Genomic DNA, 18,624 nt, shown 5'->3' on the forward strand with positions numbered 1-18,624 from the left:
GGCTCCTAGGCCGGACGCGTGACAATTGCGTGATGGCGAAAGAAAATTTCGCCGCGGAATTGAAGAAGGAGAAACGACAAGAGGGAGACGGGTCGGCCCCATCTCCCTCTTCGGTTGCCGGATCGTGGACCCGGCTGGGACCGTCCCGTTTGGACGATCCCGTTATCGGAGCGTCCGGTTTACTCGGCGGCTTCGGCCATCATGTCGACCGAGACGAACTGGCGGTCGAGCTTGCCCTTGTGGAAGCGGACCTTGCCGTCGGTAAGCGCGAACAGGGTGTGATCCTTGCCCATGCCGACATTGCTGCCCGGATAGTACTTGGTGCCGCGCTGACGCACGATAATGTTGCCGGCGATGACGTTCTCGCTGCCGAACTTCTTCACACCAAGGCGACGACCGGCCGAATCACGACCGTTACGCGACGAACCGCCTGCTTTTTTATGTGCCATCGTCCGCGCTCCTTACTTCTTGGCTTCAGTCGTCTTGGCAGCGGCCTTCTTGGGCGCAGCCTTCTTGGCAGGAGCCTTGTCTTCCGCGGCATCGGCCTTGGGAGCGGCTTCCTTCTTCGGCGCGGCCTTCTTGGCCGAACCGGCACCGACGTCGGTGATCCGCAACAGCGTCATCTGCTGGCGGTGACCGTTCTTGCGGCGATAGTTGTGACGGCGACGCTTCTTGAAAACGATCACCTTTTCGCTCTTGGCCTGTGCGATGATCTCCGCCGAAACGGTAACCTTGCCGGCATCCGAAAGCGAATCGCCTTCGCCTGCGAGCAGGACGTCGCCCAGCGTGATGGTATCGCCGGCTTCGCCAGCCAGCTTCTCAACCGCGATCTTGTCTCCGGCGGCAACCCGGTACTGCTTGCCGCCCGTGCGCACTACTGCGAACATGGTGGTTATCTCTCGTTCAAATTGCTGTGCCGTGATCTTGCGATGCACGGCGCGCCCGTCAGGCTACATGAAGCAGCCCCGGAAAGAAGCGTGCCGTTAAGCGATAGGTTGCCGCAAGTCAACGCTCGCCGCGAGGAATTTTGCATCCCCGCTGGTGCGCTGCGGCCTGCGTGATATGGAAGACAGGATGATCGATCGCAAGCTTTTCGCCCTCCCCCTCGCCATATTCCTGCTGGCCGGCTGCGCGGGCACCGCGTCCGAACGCTACCCTTCGCTGGCGACACGCGATGTGGAGCGCGCCGAAGGCACGTTCGAGCCCGTCCCGGGGCGACAGCTGGAGGTTCCGCAAGTTCCGGTAACGATGTCGGGCAGCCTTGATGAGCGGCTTGCTGCACTGGTCGAGCAGGCGCGCGAGGCGCATGCCGAGTTCACCGGTGCCGTCCCGGCAGCCGAGCGCAGGGTCGCCGCCGCCGCCGGCAGCGCGATCGGCAGCGATAGCTGGGCGACCGCGCAAGTGGCCCTCGCCGATCTCGATTCGGCGCGCAGCATTGCCGCGACGGCGTTGGGCGATCTCGATATCCTCTATACCGCTGCGACCGTCCAGGCGCAGGACAGCGCCGCGATCGCAGCAGCGCGGGAGACCGTCATCGCGCTGGTGCGCGAGGAAGACGACGTGCTGGCCAGGCTGCGCGCACGAATCCGCTGATCGCGCATACGAAAAACGCGGAGCCGGTTGCCCGGCCCCGCGTCCCCCCCACCGGAAAGGTGCCTATACGAAGGCGGCGATCGTCACCGTGGCAATGCCCCAACAAAAGATCAGCGCCGGCAGGATCAGCATCTGGACCGCGGCGTCCCCCGCCTTCACGCGGCCCGTATGCGTGACGATTCCCTGGCTTACGAGCTTCGCCCAGCTCATGTTGCGCCCGCGATGCTCGGGACCGATCCGTGTCCACAGCGCGGGCAGGCCGAAGCCGGCGACGATAAACAGCGTGAAGATGACCATCGGGATGATCAGCCCCGGCGTCGAAAGACCCGCAGCCATCACGGCGAGAAAGCCCAGATACAGGCCCACCGTCGCGATATAGAGACCCTTGGGCAGTTCGAAGCTGCGGTCGGTCTCGGGCATGGTCTTGGGCGCCGCAACGATGGCGGCTTGTTCGGCAACGAGTTCGCGAGTGAAATGCTTGGACATGGCGGGCTCCTTTGTTGGAGCCTTGATGCGCCCGAGCAGCCGGCGATTCCTTGATCTCGATCAACGAACGGAATTTATTTCCAGCGCTCCAGATCGGCATGATCCTGTTTCCGCGGCTCGATCCAGTGCCATGCATCGCCGCGTTTCTCGCGTTTCCAGAACCACGCCGCCGATTTGAGATGGTCCATCAGGTAATCGGCACCGGCGAATGCATCGCGCCGATGCCGTGCTGCGGTAGCCACCAGCACGATCGCCTCACCCGGTGTCATCACCCCCACGCGGTGCCAGGCAAGCGCGCCTTCGAGCCCGAAGCGCACCTTTGCCGCCTGCGCCAGGTCCAGCATGCCGCTGAGCGTAAGCGGTTCGTAGTGCGTCAGTTCGAGCGCCTTTACTTCGCCGTCCGGCCGGACCTTGCCGCAAAAGGAGACCACCGCCCCGGCCGCGCCCTGTGCCGCGTTGAAGGCGGCCAGCGCCTCTCCCACGGACAGCCCCTTCTCGAGCACGCGGACATCGAGCGGCGTTTGGAGAACGAGCCTAGCCACCGCTCACCGGCGGCAACAATGCAACCTCGTCGCCATCCCGCGCCGACAGCTGGGTCTTGTCCGCCAGCACCTTGCCTGCCCAAGCCAGATTGACCCGCCCCTCGCGCAGCTGTTCGGCAACCGCGGGGTTAACCGCGGCCAGCAGACCGTCCCAACCGAGCGGCGCTGCGACTTCGCATTCGTCCTGCCCGGCGAGATCGCGCAACGGACCGAGGAAAAGGATACGCACGCCCATGGTTCAGGCTTCCAGATATTGGCCGGTCACGCCGGGCGCCGTTGCAAGGTAGCTTTCGATCGCGGCGAGCGACGCGCCTTCCCCCGCGATCATGTTGATCCGGCGCGGCGCATGCTTGCGCGCCAGGGCGACAACGATCGCCCGCCGCCATTCGCGGTGGGTGTGATCGGCCGATGGTAGGACGAGGACGGCATCATCGCCCCCGGCCAGGGCATCCTCCGCCTGCGGCAGCCATTGTCCGTGGAACAGCGCCGCAGCCGCAAGCGGATCGCCAGGCAGGCCGTCCACCGCGATCCGTTTCATTCACGCCGCTCGCGGTGGAGCGTGATGCCGATCTTCTCGTCCGCCTCCGCAATCGCCAGCTTGACGATCTTGACCGTCACTGCGGTAATGCGCCGGTCCTGCAGGAACAGCGTTTCGCAGACATGGTCGGCGACCGCCTCGATCAGCTTGAAATGAACGCCTTCGGGCAAGGCTTCCGATGCGGCGAACTTGAGATCCATGTAGTTCTTCGAGTGATCGAGCGAAGTGTCGGGATCATAGCGGCGCAGGGGCTTCATCTGCGCCTGGATGGTAAAGCGCAGCGGCTGCGGCCGGCCGGTTTCTTCGGAATAGATGCCGGTGAGCACGTCGTGCTCGAAATCGGCCACTTCGAGGATCAGCGAATCGTCCATGGGCAGCGTCCTAGCGCGGATTCGACCAGCGCGCGAAGATCGCGGTGGGCAACAGCCGTCCGCTGCCATCCTCCTGCACCGCCAAGTCGCCATGTTCGATCGTGCCCGGCAGTTCGGCGAACAGTTCCTGAAGCAGGCCGACCAGGCTGAGGCTGCTCATGCGAACGGCATAGACGGTCAGGAAAAGGAACCGGCTGTCGGCATCGAGCAACTGGCGGCAATCGGACACGAGCTCCGGCAATCCTTCCTCAAGCCGCCACACCTCGCCATCCGGTCCTCGCCCGAACTTCGGCGGATCGAGAATGATGCCGTCATAGCGGCGCCCGCGCCGCACTTCGCGTGCCGCGTACTTCATCGCATCCTCGACCAGCCAGCGGATGGGACGATCATCGAGCCCCGCCATGGCGGCGTTCTCGCGCGCCTGGGCGACCGATTTCTTGCTCGCATCGACATGCGTCACACGGCCGAAGCGGCTGAGCGCCTGCGTGCCCACGCCGGTATAGCCGAACAGGTTCATCGTTTCGGCATCGCGCGCATCGCCGAGTTGCCGGCCCATCCATTCCCACACCGGGGCCATGTCGGGGAAGAAGCCGAGGTGCCGGAACGGCGTGCATTGCGCCGTGAAGCGCGCTTCGTCGCCCCAGCGCAGCGTCCAGCCATCCTGCGGCACGTCGCGCGCAAACTGCCAGCGGCCACCGCCGTCCTCGTCGCTGCCGGGGACGAATTCGCCATCCGCGTCCCATTCGGGCAGGCGCGGCGACCACATCGCCTGCGGTTCGGGGCGGATGAAGCGGTAGTCACCATATTGTTCGAACTTGCGCCCGTGCCCGCTGTCGAGCAGGCGATAGGCGTCCCAGCCTTCGCCGACCATCAGCACCGGATCGCGCCGCATTTGGGCCATCAGGCCGAATGCCCCACGATATGGTCGCGCACGGCTTCATAGGTGCCGGGAAGCTCGCGATAGGCTTCTTCGCGCGCGAACAGATCGCCGACCCGGGCCGGCAGCCCCGGCCGCGTGCCCGTCGCCCGCTCGACCGCATCGGGGAACTTCGCCGGATGCGCGGTGGCCAGCGTGACCACAGGGACGTCATGCGGCAGTTCGGCCACGCGCGCCGCGTGCAAGCCGATCGCAGTGTGCGGATCGACGATTTCCGCGCAATCCTCGCATGCCCAGCGCATGCCCCGCGCCATGTCGTCTTCGTCGGCGCGCATGCTGGTGAACAGCGCAGACGCGCCTTCGCGCTGCGCATTGGTTAGCTGCATTGCGCGTGCGCTTTCGAACCCGCGCATCTGCTCGGCCAGAGCGATCCCGTCGCGCCCGCCGACATCGAACAAGAGCCGCTCGAAATTGGAACTGACCTGGATGTCCATGCTGGGCGCAGCGGTGGGTGTCACCTCCCCGGCCGAATAGTCGCCGGCGCTGAGCGCCCGGTGCAGGATGTCGTTGACGTTGGTCGCCACGATCAGCCGCTCTATCGGCAGGCCCATCTGCGCCGCGACATGGCCGGCGAAGACATCGCCGAAATTGCCCGTCGGGACGCTGAACGCCACCTTGCGGTCGGGCCCGCCCAGTTGCAGCGCAGCGGCGAAATAATAGACCACCTGCGCCATCAACCGCGCCCAGTTGATCGAATTGACCGCGCCGATCCGGTGGGTGTCGGTCACGTCGCGATCGGCGAAGATGCGCTTCACCATCGCCTGCGCGTCGTCGAAGCTGCCATCGATCGCGATGTTGTGGACATTAGGCGCGCGCACGGTGGTCATCTGGCGGCGCTGGACATCGCTGACGCGGCCCTTGGGATGCAGCATGAATATCTCGACCCGGTCGAGCCCCGCCACCGCATCGATCGCGGCGCTTCCCGTATCGCCGCTGGTTGCCCCGACGATAGTCAGGCTGCCATCTTCGCGCGCGAGGAACTCCTCGAACAACAGGCCGAGCAATTGCAGCGCGACGTCCTTGAAGGCGAGCGTAGGGCCATGGAACAGTTCGAGCAGCCATTGCCGCTCGTCGAGCTGGGTCAGCGGGGTCACGGCCGCATGGGCGAAGCGGCCATAGGCCTTGGCGGTCAGTTCGCGCAGCCGCTCGGGCGTCAGGCAATCGCCGACGAAGGGCTGCATCACCCGCGCGGCCAGTTCGCTGTAGGGCAGACCGCGCATCGCGGCGATTTCGTCATGCGTGAAGCGCGGCCACTGTGCCGGGACATAGAGCCCGCCATCGCTGGCCAGACCGGCGAGCGTGACGCCGGCGAAATCGAGCGACGGAGCGCTGCCGCGGGTGGAGACATATTTCATCGGGATAGGCGGTTAGCGGGGCATGCCGGGGCGGGCAAGCAAGCGGCTCTTTAAACGTCCCTAGCACGCGTGGCACGGCGCCGCAGCGCGAGGATGTAGATGATCAGCGCAGTGAGCGCGAAAAAGAACCACTGGCCCGCATAGGCAAGGTGGTTGTTGGGCAAATCGCGAGGATCAGGCGGCGCCAGCGGGGCAAGACCGGCCACGCCTTGCGAGGCGACGATCCGGCCACCCGGCGCAATGGTGCCGCCAACCGGTCCCCCTGCCCATTCGACCGGCGCGGGATTGCGCGAAAATCCCAGGTCAATGCGGACCTGTTCGCCGCTGGGCAGCGCGCATGTCGCGCGGTGGGCGACGCCCTTTTCGCCGCGCAGGCTGGTCCCGGCGACGGTGTTGATCCCGACCACCTCGGCGCAGGTCACCTCGGTCCGGCGATACAGCAACTCCTCCGCCCGGGCCGGATCGCGCGGATAGCCGACCGGCTCCGCCATCTCCAGCGACCGTTCGGCGCGCTGGATCAACGCGTCCTTTTCCTCCATCCGGCCGAGCTGCCAGAAACCGAGCGCGATCATGACCGCAATGGCGGCGGCTACGATGACCGTGGCGAATATTGGAATGCGTCTCACAGCGCGCTGCTCTCCGGGATCACGGTGCGACTATTTCCGCCCGTGAAGGATTTCAGGGTCGGCATTGTTTTATCCACCGTGGGGCAAGAACCAAGAAGGGCAGCCACGGCGGTGCCGGGCTGCCCTTCCTGTTGTTCGAGCCTGTCGGCAGCCATCAGTGGACGGCGGCGCCCCAGCCACCCCAGACGTAGACGGTGATGAACAGGAACAGCCACACCACGTCGACGAAGTGCCAGTACCATGCCGCAGCTTCAAAGCCGAAGTGCTGGCGCGGGGTAAAGTGGCCCTTGTAGGTCCGCACGAGGCAGACGATCAGGAAGATCGTGCCGACGAGGACGTGGAAACCGTGGAAGCCCGTCGCCATGTAGAAGGCCGAGCTGTAGGTGTTGCCGCCGAATTCGAACGGCGCTGCGGCGTATTCGTAGGCCTGGATCGCGGTGAACACGGCGCCCAGGATGATCGTGAGCCACAGGCCCTTCTTCAGTCCATCGCGGTCGCCGTGGATTAGCGAATGGTGCGCCCAGGTGACGGTGGTGCCCGAACACAGCAGGATCAGCGTGTTGAGCAGCGGCAGGCTGAAGGGATCGATCACGTATTCGATGGCAGCAGGCGGGAAAGTCCCGCCCACGACATCGGACAACTCGCTCGGGAACAGCGCGAAATCGAACCAGCTCCAGAACCAGCCGACGAAGAACATCACTTCCGAAGCGATGAACAGGATCATGCCGTAGCGCATGTGAAGCTGGACGATCGGCGTGTGGTCGCCGCGTTCGGCTTCCTTCACGATGTTGCCGAACCAGGCGAAGAAGGTCGCGATCAGGCCGGCAATGCCGAGGCCGAGCACGAGATGCGCGCTGGCCATTTCGTGCATGTAGAGCACCATGCCGCTGGTGAAGGTCAGCGCCGAGAACGAGCCGACGAAGGGCCAGATATCGGGTTCGAGGATGTGATATTCGTGATTGACGTTGCCAGCCATAGTACTCGCGTCCTGGGTTTCGCTTTGCGGGTGCCCTTAATGCGCCAATGCGCTGGGGTCTAGGGGCTACTCGGCAGATTCCAGCGCCCGGTGGAAAGTATATGACAGGGTAATCTGCTCCACCCCGTCCATGTTGGGGTCGTCGAGCGCCTTCGGATCGACGAAATAGAGCACCGGCATGCGCACTTCCTGCCCCGGCTGCAGCACCTGCTCGGTGAAACAGAAGCACTGGATCTTGTTGAAATAGGCCCCGGCCTGCTCGGGTTCGACATTGAAGGTCGCGGTCCCGGTGATGGCCTCGTCGGATTCGTTCTTCGCGAGGTAGATTGCCATGTCGCGCTGACCGATCGTCACGGTGTCGGTGACCTGTTCGGGCCGGAAGCTCCAGGGCACATCGCCCGCAGTCGTCCCGTCGAAGCGGATCGAAATCGTCCGCCCTCCGGCACTGGCGCCAAGACGTTCGGCGATGGCCGCATCGCTCTCGGTCGCGCGCTGCGTCGTACCCCCGAAGCCGGTAACCTGGCAGAACAGCTGGTAGAGCGGCACCGCTGCGTAGCCCAAACCGAGCATGGCCAGTGCACCACCGAAAGCGAGCAGAGCGGTGCGGTTCTTGCGGGTATCGAGAGTAGCAGCGGTCATGGCGAAGCTCACATCCTAGCGATGGTTATCACATAGAAAAGAACGGCGAGGAACAGCAGGATACCGCCAACCACGAGGTTGCGGCTCTTCTGCCGGCGCTTGAATTCGGTTTCTTCTTCGGGCGTCATGCGATCCATCCCTGATTGGCCATTACCCGGTCGGCCACCAGCGCGGCGAACAGGGCGAACAGATAGATGATGCTGAAAGCGAACAGGCGCTTTTCGGGCTTCATCGTGTCATTGGCACCAGTCTGCCGAAAAGCGACCGGAACCGAAAGCGCAAGGAAGGCAAGCGACAGCGCAAGCGAAGCAACACCGTAAACGTAAGCCGTCCCGCCGATGAACCACGGGGCGGCCGCGACCGGCACGAGCAATACGGCATAGGCGAAGATTTGACGGCGTGTCGAGGTTTCACCCCGGACGACCGGCATCATCGGAATGCCGACATTGGCATAATCGGTCTTCACGAACAGCGCGAGCGCCCAGAAATGCGGCGGCGTCCACATGAAGATGATGAGGAACAGCAGCACGGGCATCAGCGTGATATCGCCGGTCACCGCGACCCATCCGATCAGCGGCGGAAAGGCCCCCGCCCCGCCACCGATCACGATGTTCTGCGGCGTGCGCGGCTTCAACCAGACCGTGTAGATGACCGCGTAATAGAACACGGAAAACGCCAGGATCGCGGCCGCCAGCCAGTTGAGCGCCAGGCCCATGATCATCACCGAAGCGGCAGCGATCAGGACGCCGAAGTCGCGCGCATCGGTGCGGTTCATCCGCCCCGCGGGCAGCGGGCGGGCCGCAGTGCGCTTCATCCCCGCGTCGATGTCGGCTTCCCACCACTGGTTCAGCGCTGCTGCCCCGCCCGCACCCAGCGCGATGCACAGCACCGCGGTAAAGCCCAGGATGGGGTTGATAGTGCCCGGCGCGGCGAGCAGCCCGCACAGGCCGGTGAAGATAACCAGGCTCATCACGCGCGGCTTGGTCAGCGCAAAGAAATCGCGCCATTCGGCGGGGAGCTGGGTGGGGACGGTCTGGGTCATGGGATCGGTCGCCATATAAGGCGTTACAGGCGCTTTAGCCAGTCAATCAGGATCGTATTTACCGCTTCGGGCCGTTCCTGCTGCGTCCAGTGACCGACGCCGTCGAGCACGTGACCTTCGATGCTCGGTGCGAACATGCGGATGAGCGCCACCGGATCCTCGATCGCGCCGAACAGGAAGGTGGCGGGATCGCGGGTTCCGCCGATGAACAGGGCGGGCTGCTCGATGCGCTTGCCGTTCCACTGCTGCAGCCATTCGAAGTCGGTTTCATGGTTGCGATAGCGGTTGAGCGGTCCGCGAAAGCCCGACGCGCGAAATTCGGCCTCGTAGAAATCGAGGTCGTCCTCGGTCAGCCAGGCTACCGGCGCGGGATCGGGCAGCCCCTCGAGGAAAGTCGCACCCAGCGGCTTGTCCCAATAGTCGCCCGGCGGCACATCGCCGCTGATCGAATACATCATCCGCTGCACGAAATCGCGGGGGTCGCGTTCCGCTTCGGCCTCGCCCACCCCCGGCTCCTGGAAATATTCCTGGTAGAAGAACTTGCCCTGGCTGGTGAAATGTTCGCGAAAGACTTCGGTGAATGGCCGGTTCGGCACGCCGGCGAACGGGACCGACAGCCCCGCCACCGCGCGAAAATGACCGGGATGCGTCAGCGCGGAATTCCACACGATCGGCGCCCCCCAGTCGTGGCCGACAAGCACCGCCGGGGCGCCGGGCGAAAGGGCTTCGCGCAGGCCCACCAGATCGCCGACGATATGTTCCATGGCATAGGCGCCAACCGGCTCTGGCTTGTCCGATCCGCCGTAACCGCGCACGTCGATCGCGCAGGCGGTGAAACCCGCGTCCGCGACGGGGCCGATCTGGTGCCGCCAGCTGTACCAGCTCTCGGGAAAGCCGTGGACCATGATGACCAGCGGGCCTTCGCCTTCGACGGCGCAGCGCAGGCTGGCTGAACCGGTATCGATCGTACGCATCTGGGGCATTCGCTCAGACTCCGGGCAAGCAAAGGAAAACGGCCGGTCCACCATGGGACCGGCCGCTCTTTCGTGTCCAGCCTTTCGCAGCTGCTTAAGCGGGCTGCGGCTTGCTCATGTGATCGTGAGCGGTGTGGTGGTCCTCGATGACCGGCAGCGTCTCGAACTGGTGGAACGGCGGCGGGCTGCTCAGCGTCCATTCGAGCGTGGTGGCGCCTTCGCCCCACGGATTGTTGCCGACCTTCTTGCCCGCCACGAAGGCGTAGACGATGTTGACGAAGAAGAAGACCATCGAAGCCGCCATGATCATGTAGCCGATCGAGCTGATCTCGTTCCAGTAGGCATAGGCCTCGGCATAGTCGGGATAGCGGCGCGGCATGCCCTGCAGACCGAGGAAGTGCTGCGGGAAGAAGATCACGTTCACGCCGATGAAGAACACCCAGAAGTGCAGGTGCGACAGCAGTTCGGAGTGCATCCGGCCGCTCATCTTGGGGAACCAGTAATAGAACCCGGCGAAGAGCGAGAACACGGCACCCATCGACAGCACGTAGTGGAAGTGCGCGACCACGAAGTAGGTATCGTGGACGACATCGTCGACACCGCCATTGGCCAGGTACACGCCCGTCACACCGCCGACGGTGAACAGGAAGATCATCCCGATCGCCCACACCATGGGCGATTTGAATTCGATCGACCCGCCCCACATCGTGGCGATCCAGCTGAAGATCTTCACCCCGGTCGGCACTGCGATGACCATGGTGGCGGCGGTGAAGTACATCTTCGTGTTCACGTCGAGACCGACGGTGTACATGTGGTGCGCCCACACGACGAAGCCGACCACGCCGATGGCGACCATGGCATAGGCCATGCCGAGGTAACCGAAGACCGGCTTGCGGCTGAAGGTCGAGACGATCTGCGAGATCATGCCGAAGCCCGGCAGGATCATGATGTAGACTTCGGGGTGACCGAAGAACCAGAACAGGTGCTGGTACAGCACCGGGTCGCCGCCACCGGCCGGATCGAAGAAGGTCGTTCCGAAGTTGCGGTCGGTGATCAGCATGGTGATTGCGGCTGCAAGCACCGGCAGCGCGAGCAGCAGCAGGAAGGCGGTGACCAGCACCGACCACACGAACAGCGGCATCTTGTGCAGGGTCATGCCCGGCGCACGCATGTTGAAGATGGTGGTGATGAAGTTGGTCGCGCCAAGGATCGAACCGGCACCGGCAAGGTGCAGCGAGAAGATCGCGAAATCGACTGCGGGGCCCTGCGAGCCGGTGGTCGAAAGCGGCGCATAGACGGTCCAGCCCGTGCCTGCGCCCGGCCCCGTACCGCCCGGCACGAAGAGCGAGAACAGCAGCGAAACGAAGCCGGCAACGGTCAGCCAGAAGCTGACGTTGTTCATGCGCGGGAAGGCCATGTCGGGCGCGCCGATCATCAGCGGCACGAACCAGTTGCCGAAGCCGCCGATCATGGCGGGCATGACCATGAAGAAGACCATGATCAGGCCGTGGGCGGTGATGAACACGTTCCACATGTGCAGCGAGGTATCGAAGTCCGACGTGCCGCCCATGAATTCGGCCCACCACTGCAGATACTGGATGCCGGGCTCGGCCAGTTCCAGACGCATGATGCCCGAAATCGCACCACCCACGATCCCCGCGATAATCGCGAAAATCAGGTAGAGCGTCCCGATGTCCTTGTGGTTGGTGGACATGAACCACCGCGCGAAGAACCCGGGCACATGATGGTCGTCATGCGCATGGTCTTCGGTGTGGGCCTGGAAGCTGTCGGCGGTGGTAGCCATCGTGCTATACTCTCGAGCTAAACGTAAATCTTAGACGGTCGGGGCTGCGCCGGCACCGGCGGCACCGGGAACCGCGCTTTCGGGTTCCTGCAGGGGCGCGGCGGCCGGATCGGCTGCGATACCGGTATCGGCTGCACCTGCGATCGTCCCGCCCTGGGCAAGCACCCATGCGTTGTACTGGTCCATCGGCAGCGCCTCGACCGCGATCGGCATGTAACCGTGACGCGCGCCGCAAAGCTCCGAACACTGGCCGTAATAGACGCCGGGTTCGTCGATCTGGAGGATCTTCTCGTTCAGGCGACCGGGAATGGCGTCGAGCTTGAACCACAGGCTGGGCACGGCGAACGAGTGGATCACGTCGGCAGCGGTCGTCTGGAAACGGATCGGGACACCCGCCGGCACGACCATGCGATTGTCGACCGCGAGCTGGTGCGGTTCGCCCCGCGCAGCGGCCTCTTCCTCGGTCAGCATGTTCGAGACGACTTCGAAATCGCCATTGTCGGGATAAGCGTAGCCCCAGTACCACTGGTAACCGATCGCCTTGACGGTGATCGCATCCTTCGGCGGCGACTGGTATTGTGCACTCAGCAGGCCGATCGACGGCACGGCGATACCCAGCAGGATCAGCGCGGGAACCACGGTCCAGATAACTTCGATCGTGGTGTTGTGGCTGGTCTTCGACGGCACCGGATTGGCGCGCTTGTTGAAGCGCAGGATGACGTAGACGAACAGCGCCAGCACGAAGAGGCTGATCAGCGCCATGACCCAGACGAGGCCGATATGCAGCGCATTGGCCTGCTGGCCGATGGGCGAGAACTGCTCCTGCACATCGATGCCCGCAGCCACCGGCATACCCTTGCCTTCGGTCGGCTTCATCGGGACGTAGGCGCTCGAACCGGCGGCCACGTCTTCGTTCGAGGCATCGGCAGCCACGGCCGGATCGACAGCTTCGAGCTGTGCGGTAGCCGCATCCTGCGCGATTGCGCCCGGTGCGCCGAAGGCCAGCGTAGCGGCCATGGCCAGGCTGGCTGCGATCCGTTGGAACCCGTTGAGGGAGCCGAGAATTTTCATCGTCTTGGCACTCTTTCGTGTCGTGTCTCGATACGGGCCCGCCGGCGCAGTCAAATCCCGCCTGCATGGCGGAAACGCCCTCGTTTTGGGCCCGATTGCGCCCGCCTATAGGCAGGGAATGCAGATGCCTCAAGCGGGTGGCCGATAAAAATGTGCAACCAGCTTTGCCTCTTGCGCAATCGGGCGCGACGCGCTTTGGACCGATGCATCATGACCGAAGAAGAAATCCTCCACGAATTCCGCGCCAGCGAAGCTCTGCTCGAAGGCCATTTCAAACTGTCGAGCGGGCGGCACAGCGGCCACTATCTGCAATGCGCACGCGTGCTGATGAACCCCGACCGCGCCGGGCGGCTGGCGTTTGCGCTGGCGCAGAAAATCCCGCGCGAAACGCGGAGCCAGATCGATGTCGTGATCAGCCCGGCGATGGGCGGCATCATCATCGGCCAGGAAATGGGCCGCGCGCTGGGCAAGGACGCGATGTTCCTCGAACGGCCCGATGGCGAATTCCACTTGCGGCGCGGGTTCCGGCTCGAGCCCGGGGCCAAGGTGCTGATGGTCGAGGATGTGGTCACCACCGGCCTGTCGAGCCGCGAGGCGATTGCCGCGGTTGCGCGCGAAGGCGGCGAGGTGGTCGCCGAAGTCGCCCTTATCGATCGCAGCAATGGCACGGCCGAACTCGGCGTGCCTTTCTATCCCCTGATCGACATCAATTTCCCGACCTATGCCGATGACGAGCTGCCCGAGGAACTGGCGGCCATCCCCGTGACCAAACCTGGGAGCCGCAAGGCGTGAGCGAACGGCTGCGCCTCGGGGTCAATATCGACCACGTCGCCACCATCCGCAACGCACGCGGCGGCGATCATCCGGACCCGGTGCGCGCGGCCGAGATCGTAGCCGCGGTCGGCGGCGACGGGATCACCGCCCACTTGCGCGAAGACCGGAGGCATATCCGCGACGACGATCTCGAACGGATCCAGAAGGCTACCGACCTGCCGCTGAACCTCGAAATGGCAGGCACGGAAGAGATGCTGGCGATCGCGCTTGCGCACAAGCCGCATGCCGCCTGCATCGTGCCCGAGAAACGCGAGGAACGCACAACCGAGGGCGGGCTCGATGCGGCCGGCCTGCACAACCAGCTCGCGCCGATCGTGTGGAAGCTGGCCGACCACGGGATTCGCGTGTCGCTGTTCATCGAGGCAGACGAACGCCAGCTCGAAGCAGCGCAGCGGCTGCGTTCGGCGGTGGTCGAATTCCACACCGGCGAATATGCCCATGCCGGCCTCGACGGCGACAGCGAGCGCGCCGCGCGCGAACTCGAACGGATCGCCCGCATGTCGAAACTCGCCCGCGAAATGGGTATCGAACCCCATGCCGGTCACGGGCTCACCTACGAGAATGTAAAGCCCATCGCCGCCATCCCCGAACTCGCCGAACTCAACATCGGCCACTATCTGGTGGGCGAAGCGGTCTTCGTCGGGCTGGAAGCCGCGGTCCGGCGGATGCGCGACCTGATGGACGAAGCACGCGCATGATCATCGGCCTCGGTTCCGACCTCTGCAATATAGAGCGCATCCAGAACTCGCTCGACCGCTTCGGCGAACGGTTCGAAAACCGCGTCTTCACCGAGATCGAACGCGCCAAGGCGCGGCGGCGCCCGTTCACCATTGCGGGCACCTATGCCAAGCGCTTCGCCGCCAAGGAGGCGTTCTCCAAGGCGGTCGGCACCGGGTTTCGCCGCGGGGTCTTCATGAAGGACATCGGCGTGGTCAACGCGCGCTCGGGCGCTCCGACGCTGTCGCTGACCGGGGGCGCGGCGATCGTGCTTGCGGAAATGGTGCCGCCCGGCCATGAGACGCGCATTCATCTTACCCTCACTGACGACCATCCATGGGCGCAGGCCTACGTCATCATCGAGGCCCTCCCCCAGTGACCAGCGGCACGGCAGCAGTGAAAACCAAAACCGACACATCCGACGACAAGGTCGACTGGATCGCCGAAATCCGCGGGCTGGCCGTGATGCTGCTCGCGGTGTTCGCCTTTCACAGCTTCATCGCCAAACCGTTCTACATCCCGTCGGAATCGATGATGCCGAACCTGCTGGTGGGCGACCGGCTGGTGGTGAGCAAATATCCCTATGGCTGGAACTGGAGCTCGGTCAGCTTCCACCTCGCCCCGCGGGGCGACTGGCGGGTGATGGGATCGACACCCGAATATGGCGATATCGTCATTCCCGTGCATCCCGAACGCGACGAGGATTACATCAAGCGCGTGGTAGCGTTGCCGGGCGACCGGATTGCGGTCCAGAACGGGCGCATCATCCTCAACGGCGCACCGGTGGAACAGAAGGTCGAGCCCGCGATCGCACTGCCGCTCGACGCCAATTCGCGCTGCGACGGCTTTGGGTTCGACGATTTCCGCGCGCAGAACGCTGCGGGGGACGACGTCTGCCGAGTACCGGTCCTGCGCGAAACGCTGCCCAATGGCGCCACCTATCTGGTGATCGACCACCAGAACCAGCAACTCGACAATTTTGCCGAGATCACGATTCCCGAAGGCCATGTCTTCGTGATGGGCGACAACCGTGATCATTCTTCCGACAGCCGCGAACTTGCGCATCCGCAAGGCCTGCTGGGCCCCGTTCCGCTGGAGAATATCGGCGGGCGCGCGGAATTCATCACCTTCTCGCTCGACGGCACGACCTCGCTCAATCCAGTGACCTGGTGGACGAGCCTGCGCGAAGGCCGCGCGTGGTCCACCCTGCGCCCGGCGATCGCGGAACGAAAACCCGCTGCCGAGCGCTAGGGTCCTGACCACACAGGGGAAGCGTATGGCCGACGACACGCAGGATTTCCGCGACAACGATCTCGGTACCAGCCCTTCGCGGATCGACGATCCACGCATTCGCCACGAAGTCTCGCGCGCGATGGTCTGGGTCGGCATCGTCGGTGCCGCCGTGCTCGCGGTGTGGATCGCGCGGCCGCTGCTGGTGATTTTCGGCGCGATGGTGTTCGCCTCGATGATCGAGGGCGGCGCGCGCCTGCTTGCCCGCGTCCTGCCGATCGCCCGCGTTTGGCGTGTCGCCATCGTGCTGGCGGGAACGCTCGCCTTCCTGGTGTGGCTCGGTTATTTCGCCGGCTCGACCATTTCGCAGGAAGCTGCGCAATTTCCCGCCATCATCGAACGCCAGATCAACGAGCTGTTCGCCTGGGCCCGTACGCAGGGGTTCGCGATCGAAGAGGCGCGGCTGCAGAACTATCTCGGCAATATCGGCAGCGGCATCAGCACGGTCACCCGGGCCCTGGGCGGGATACTCGGCGGGGCGGCAACGATTTTGCTGATTCTAGTCATCGGGATCTATGTCGCGGTCGATCCGCAGCTTTACGAACGCGGCGTTGCCTGGATGCTGCCGCGCGAACACCGCGACCGGTTCTATGTCACGGCGTCGAAGATGGGCAGCACCATGCGGCGGCTGATGGCCGGGCGCCTGCTCGGCATGGTCGTGGAAGCGGTGTTCACCTACATCATGCTGGCCTGGGTCGCGCCGCTGATCGGAATCGGCGCAGTACCGATGGCCGCGCTGCTGGCGATCCTTACCGGCCTGCTTGCCTTCGTCCCCAATCTCGGAGCGATCATCTCGGGCGCGTTGATGGTGCTGGTCGGGTTCTCGGGCGGGGTGGAGATGGGGATCTACACCATCGCGGTCTATTTCTTCGTCCAGAATTTCGACGGCTATGTCGTCATCCCGATGATCGCCAAGAAAACGGTCGATCTGGCGCCCGCGCTGGTGCTGGCATTCCAGCTGATCATGGGAATCCTGTTCGGCATCCTCGGCCTGTTCCTGGCCGACCCCCTGCTCGCGATGATCAAGGTCGCGCTCGAACGCAGGGCCGAGAGGACCAACGGCGAAAAACGTGGAGAGGAAGCCGTAAATGGCACGTAAGTTCCTGTACTTTATAGCCGTATGCATCGTTCTCGTGATCGTCGGATCGATTGCGCTGACTATCTGGTCGCGCGAGGCGACCGAGATCGCCTTCGTTCCGCGCGGCGAATTCGTCGAGCAGGACCCGCTCGCCGCCAACGCCTACCAGGACCCGCAGATGTGGTATTCGCGGCCCGGACTGGGCACGGGCGACCCGGCGCGCTACCAGCCGGCGATCGCCGAGACCGCCCCCGATCCAGCGACCCGCACCCCCTCGCCCGATGCGCCCGCCGCCGAACAGAGCCTCGACCGGAATGATCCGCTCGCCACCGCGGGTTCGGTCACCGGCGAACCGGCCGATCCGCAGGCATTGCCCGAATTCGCCGTCTTCTTCGTCTCGCCGACCAGCTATATCCAGGCGGGCGGCGACTGGAACGCGGCGCTGGGCGACGCTACGACCGACAACCGTGCCCGCCTGTTCCTGCGCGGGCTTGCCAGCCCCTTCAACCGCGCCGACGAGATCTGGGCTCCCAAGTACCGGCAGGCCGCGGCGGGGGCCTTCCTGACCGACCGACCCGAAGCGCAGCAGGCAATCGATGCTGCCTATGCAGATGTTGCGCAGGCATTCGACTATTTCCTCGACAGCATCGCTGACGACAAGCCGATCGTGCTTGCCGGGCATAGCCAGGGCGCCTCGCATATCCTGCGGCTGCTGCAGGAAAAGGTCGCGGGCACGCCGGTCGCAGAACGGGTTGCCGCGGTCTATGCGCCCGGCTGGCCGATTTCGGTTGAACACGATCTGCCCGTCCTGCCGTTCCCCGCCTGCGCCGCACCCGGCCAGCCGCAATGCCTGCTGGCGTGGTCGGCCTTTTCCGACGACGGCGATGCGGACATGATCATGCGGCGTTACGAAGCGACCGTCGGCTATGACGGCGAGCCGCGCGGCGACGGGCCAATCTTGTGTGTCAATCCGATCACCGGAGGCACCAATGGCGCTGCGCCCGCCAGCGCCAATCTGGGGACGCTGGTCCCCGACGACACGCTGTCGAAGGGCGAACTGGTGACCGGTGCGGTGCCCGCGCGCTGCGGCGATAACGGCCTGCTGTATATCGGCGACCCGCCCGAGCTGGGTCAGGGCGTGCTGCCGGGCGGCAATTACCACGTCTACGATATTCCGCTGTTCTGGAAGAATGTGCAGGAGGACGTCATCGCACGGGTGAGAGCATGGGCGACGGCACGGGCCTCGTAAGCGACAACGCGCTCGATTACGGCGATGCGCTGCCCGATGGCGGCGCCTTGCTCGGGCTGGATCTGGGCACGAAGACCATCGGGGTCGCGACATGCGATGCCGGATGGCGATACGCGACTGCCGGAAAGACGCTCCCCCGCAGCAAGTTCAGCAAGGATTGCGGTGCCTTGCGCAAACTGGTTGCCGAACGCTCGATTGCCGGCGTGGTGATCGGTCTGCCGCGCAACATGGATGGCAGCGAAGGGCCCCGCGCACAGGCCAGCCGTGCCTATGCCCGCAATCTGGCGGAAGCGCTCGACCTGCCGGTCTTGCTGTGGGATGAGCGTTGGTCCTCCGCCAGCGCCGAAGCGGCGATGATCGGGCAGGACATGAGCCGCGCCAAGCGCGCAGCGCGGATCGACAGCCATGCCGCGGCCGTGATCCTGCAAGGCGCGATCGATACGCTGTCGGGCGGCGGTTTCTAGCGATTGGCTGAAAACGCGCAGGACCCCGTTCGGCACAG

25 protein-coding genes are annotated in these 18,624 nt (G+C 64.6%); 8 read left to right on the forward strand and 17 right to left on the reverse strand.

Annotation, left to right across the window (positions count from 1 at the left end):
- Nucleotides 1-179: 179 nt before the first annotated feature.
- Nucleotides 180-449 (reverse strand): 50S ribosomal protein L27, encoded by a 270-nt coding sequence (gene rpmA, locus GRI55_RS10890; protein WP_050599321.1) that lies wholly within the window; start codon nt 447-449, stop codon nt 180-182.
- Nucleotides 450-461: 12 nt separating this feature from the next.
- Nucleotides 462-887 carry a 50S ribosomal protein L21 gene (gene rplU / locus GRI55_RS10895; protein WP_050599322.1) on the reverse strand — a complete coding sequence of 142 codons (426 nt, stop codon included), beginning with the start codon at nt 885-887 and terminating at the stop codon, nt 462-464.
- Nucleotides 888-1,074: 187 nt separating this feature from the next.
- Between rplU and GRI55_RS10900 the strand changes: the two genes are divergently transcribed.
- On the forward strand, nt 1,075-1,593 hold the full coding sequence (locus GRI55_RS10900) for a hypothetical protein (protein WP_160767182.1): 519 nt from the start codon (nt 1,075-1,077) through the stop codon (nt 1,591-1,593).
- Nucleotides 1,594-1,656: 63 nt separating this feature from the next.
- On the opposite strand, the gene GRI55_RS10905 is transcribed toward GRI55_RS10900, so the two are convergent.
- The 15 genes from GRI55_RS10905 to coxB form a co-directional block, all read right to left on the reverse strand.
- Nucleotides 1,657-2,079: a hypothetical protein gene (locus tag GRI55_RS10905; RefSeq protein ID WP_050599324.1), complete on the reverse strand. Its 423-nt coding sequence runs from the start codon at nt 2,077-2,079 to the stop codon at nt 1,657-1,659.
- A 74-nt stretch (nt 2,080-2,153) separates the two neighbouring features.
- Nucleotides 2,154-2,621 carry a molybdenum cofactor biosynthesis protein MoaE gene (locus GRI55_RS10910; RefSeq protein ID WP_307019151.1) on the reverse strand — a complete coding sequence of 156 codons (468 nt, stop codon included), beginning with the start codon at nt 2,619-2,621 and terminating at the stop codon, nt 2,154-2,156.
- Nucleotides 2,614-2,856 (reverse strand): MoaD/ThiS family protein, encoded by a 243-nt coding sequence (locus GRI55_RS10915; RefSeq protein ID WP_160767183.1) that lies wholly within the window; start codon nt 2,854-2,856, stop codon nt 2,614-2,616. Before GRI55_RS10915 ends, GRI55_RS10910 begins: the two co-directional genes overlap by 8 nt.
- 3 nt (nt 2,857-2,859) lie before the next feature.
- The gene (locus tag GRI55_RS10920) at nt 2,860-3,159 is read right to left on the reverse strand and encodes a Rossmann fold domain-containing protein (protein WP_160767184.1); all 300 of its coding nucleotides are present in this window, start codon (nt 3,157-3,159) and stop codon (nt 2,860-2,862) included.
- The gene (locus GRI55_RS10925) at nt 3,156-3,530 is read right to left on the reverse strand and encodes a dihydroneopterin aldolase (RefSeq protein ID WP_063506550.1); all 375 of its coding nucleotides are present in this window, start codon (nt 3,528-3,530) and stop codon (nt 3,156-3,158) included. Before GRI55_RS10925 ends, GRI55_RS10920 begins: the two co-directional genes overlap by 4 nt.
- A 10-nt stretch (nt 3,531-3,540) precedes the next feature.
- Complete coding sequence (locus tag GRI55_RS10930) at nt 3,541-4,431, reverse strand: class I SAM-dependent methyltransferase (protein WP_160767185.1); 891 nt, start codon at nt 4,429-4,431, stop codon at nt 3,541-3,543.
- Nucleotides 4,431-5,822 (reverse strand): threonine synthase, encoded by a 1,392-nt coding sequence (thrC, locus tag GRI55_RS10935; RefSeq protein WP_160767186.1) that lies wholly within the window; start codon nt 5,820-5,822, stop codon nt 4,431-4,433. The genes GRI55_RS10930 and thrC overlap by 1 nt, the downstream gene beginning before the upstream one ends.
- Nucleotides 5,823-5,872: 50 nt before the next feature.
- A complete protein-coding gene (locus GRI55_RS10940) occupies nt 5,873-6,448 on the reverse strand; it encodes an SURF1 family cytochrome oxidase biogenesis protein (RefSeq protein ID WP_307019146.1) in 576 nt (191 codons plus the stop codon).
- Nucleotides 6,445-6,603: a hypothetical protein gene (locus tag GRI55_RS10945; RefSeq protein ID WP_160767187.1), complete on the reverse strand. Its 159-nt coding sequence runs from the start codon at nt 6,601-6,603 to the stop codon at nt 6,445-6,447. Before GRI55_RS10945 ends, GRI55_RS10940 begins: the two co-directional genes overlap by 4 nt.
- Entirely contained in the window at nt 6,603-7,424 is an 822-nt protein-coding gene (locus GRI55_RS10950) for a cytochrome c oxidase subunit 3 (protein ID WP_063506135.1), read from the reverse strand. Before GRI55_RS10950 ends, GRI55_RS10945 begins: the two co-directional genes overlap by 1 nt.
- 66 nt (nt 7,425-7,490) lie before the next feature.
- Complete coding sequence (locus GRI55_RS10955; protein ID WP_050599375.1) at nt 7,491-8,063, reverse strand: cytochrome c oxidase assembly protein; 573 nt, start codon at nt 8,061-8,063, stop codon at nt 7,491-7,493.
- Between the two features lie 124 nt (nt 8,064-8,187).
- Nucleotides 8,188-9,105, reverse strand: coding sequence for a heme o synthase (locus tag GRI55_RS10960; protein ID WP_160767188.1), 918 nt, complete (start codon nt 9,103-9,105; stop codon nt 8,188-8,190).
- A gap of 23 nt (nt 9,106-9,128) precedes the next feature.
- On the reverse strand, nt 9,129-10,088 hold the full coding sequence (locus GRI55_RS10965) for an alpha/beta fold hydrolase (protein ID WP_063535371.1): 960 nt from the start codon (nt 10,086-10,088) through the stop codon (nt 9,129-9,131).
- A gap of 85 nt (nt 10,089-10,173) precedes the next feature.
- Nucleotides 10,174-11,883: a cytochrome c oxidase subunit I gene (gene ctaD / locus GRI55_RS10970; protein WP_050599334.1), complete on the reverse strand. Its 1,710-nt coding sequence runs from the start codon at nt 11,881-11,883 to the stop codon at nt 10,174-10,176.
- 30 nt (nt 11,884-11,913) lie between these two features.
- Entirely contained in the window at nt 11,914-12,954 is a 1,041-nt protein-coding gene (gene coxB / locus GRI55_RS10975; protein WP_160767189.1) for a cytochrome c oxidase subunit II, read from the reverse strand.
- A 210-nt stretch (nt 12,955-13,164) separates the two neighbouring features.
- On the opposite strand from coxB, the gene pyrE reads away from it, so the two are divergent.
- The 7 genes from pyrE to ruvX are packed head-to-tail and all read left to right on the forward strand — an operon-like array spanning nt 13,165 to nt 18,586.
- Nucleotides 13,165-13,746: an orotate phosphoribosyltransferase gene (gene pyrE / locus GRI55_RS10980; RefSeq protein WP_050599336.1), complete on the forward strand. Its 582-nt coding sequence runs from the start codon at nt 13,165-13,167 to the stop codon at nt 13,744-13,746.
- Nucleotides 13,743-14,486: a pyridoxine 5'-phosphate synthase gene (locus GRI55_RS10985; RefSeq protein ID WP_160767190.1), complete on the forward strand. Its 744-nt coding sequence runs from the start codon at nt 13,743-13,745 to the stop codon at nt 14,484-14,486. The genes pyrE and GRI55_RS10985 overlap by 4 nt, the downstream gene beginning before the upstream one ends.
- Nucleotides 14,483-14,884 (forward strand): holo-ACP synthase, encoded by a 402-nt coding sequence (gene acpS, locus GRI55_RS10990; RefSeq protein ID WP_050599338.1) that lies wholly within the window; start codon nt 14,483-14,485, stop codon nt 14,882-14,884. The genes GRI55_RS10985 and acpS overlap by 4 nt, the downstream gene beginning before the upstream one ends.
- Nucleotides 14,842-15,756, forward strand: coding sequence for a signal peptidase I (gene lepB / locus GRI55_RS10995; protein WP_050599339.1), 915 nt, complete (start codon nt 14,842-14,844; stop codon nt 15,754-15,756). The genes acpS and lepB overlap by 43 nt, the downstream gene beginning before the upstream one ends.
- A 25-nt stretch (nt 15,757-15,781) precedes the next feature.
- Nucleotides 15,782-16,894: an AI-2E family transporter gene (locus tag GRI55_RS11000; protein WP_050599340.1), complete on the forward strand. Its 1,113-nt coding sequence runs from the start codon at nt 15,782-15,784 to the stop codon at nt 16,892-16,894.
- Nucleotides 16,884-18,122, forward strand: a complete 1,239-nt coding sequence (locus GRI55_RS11005) for a DUF3089 domain-containing protein (RefSeq protein ID WP_160767191.1) — start codon at nt 16,884-16,886, stop codon at nt 18,120-18,122. The genes GRI55_RS11000 and GRI55_RS11005 overlap by 11 nt, the downstream gene beginning before the upstream one ends.
- On the forward strand, nt 18,098-18,586 hold the full coding sequence (ruvX, locus tag GRI55_RS11010; RefSeq protein WP_160767192.1) for a Holliday junction resolvase RuvX: 489 nt from the start codon (nt 18,098-18,100) through the stop codon (nt 18,584-18,586). Before GRI55_RS11005 ends, ruvX begins: the two co-directional genes overlap by 25 nt.
- The last annotated feature ends 38 nt before the right edge of the window (nt 18,587-18,624 follow it).

The sequence above is a fragment of the Qipengyuania citrea genome (assembly GCF_009828015.1).
Lineage (GTDB): Bacteria > Pseudomonadota > Alphaproteobacteria > Sphingomonadales > Sphingomonadaceae > Qipengyuania > Qipengyuania citrea.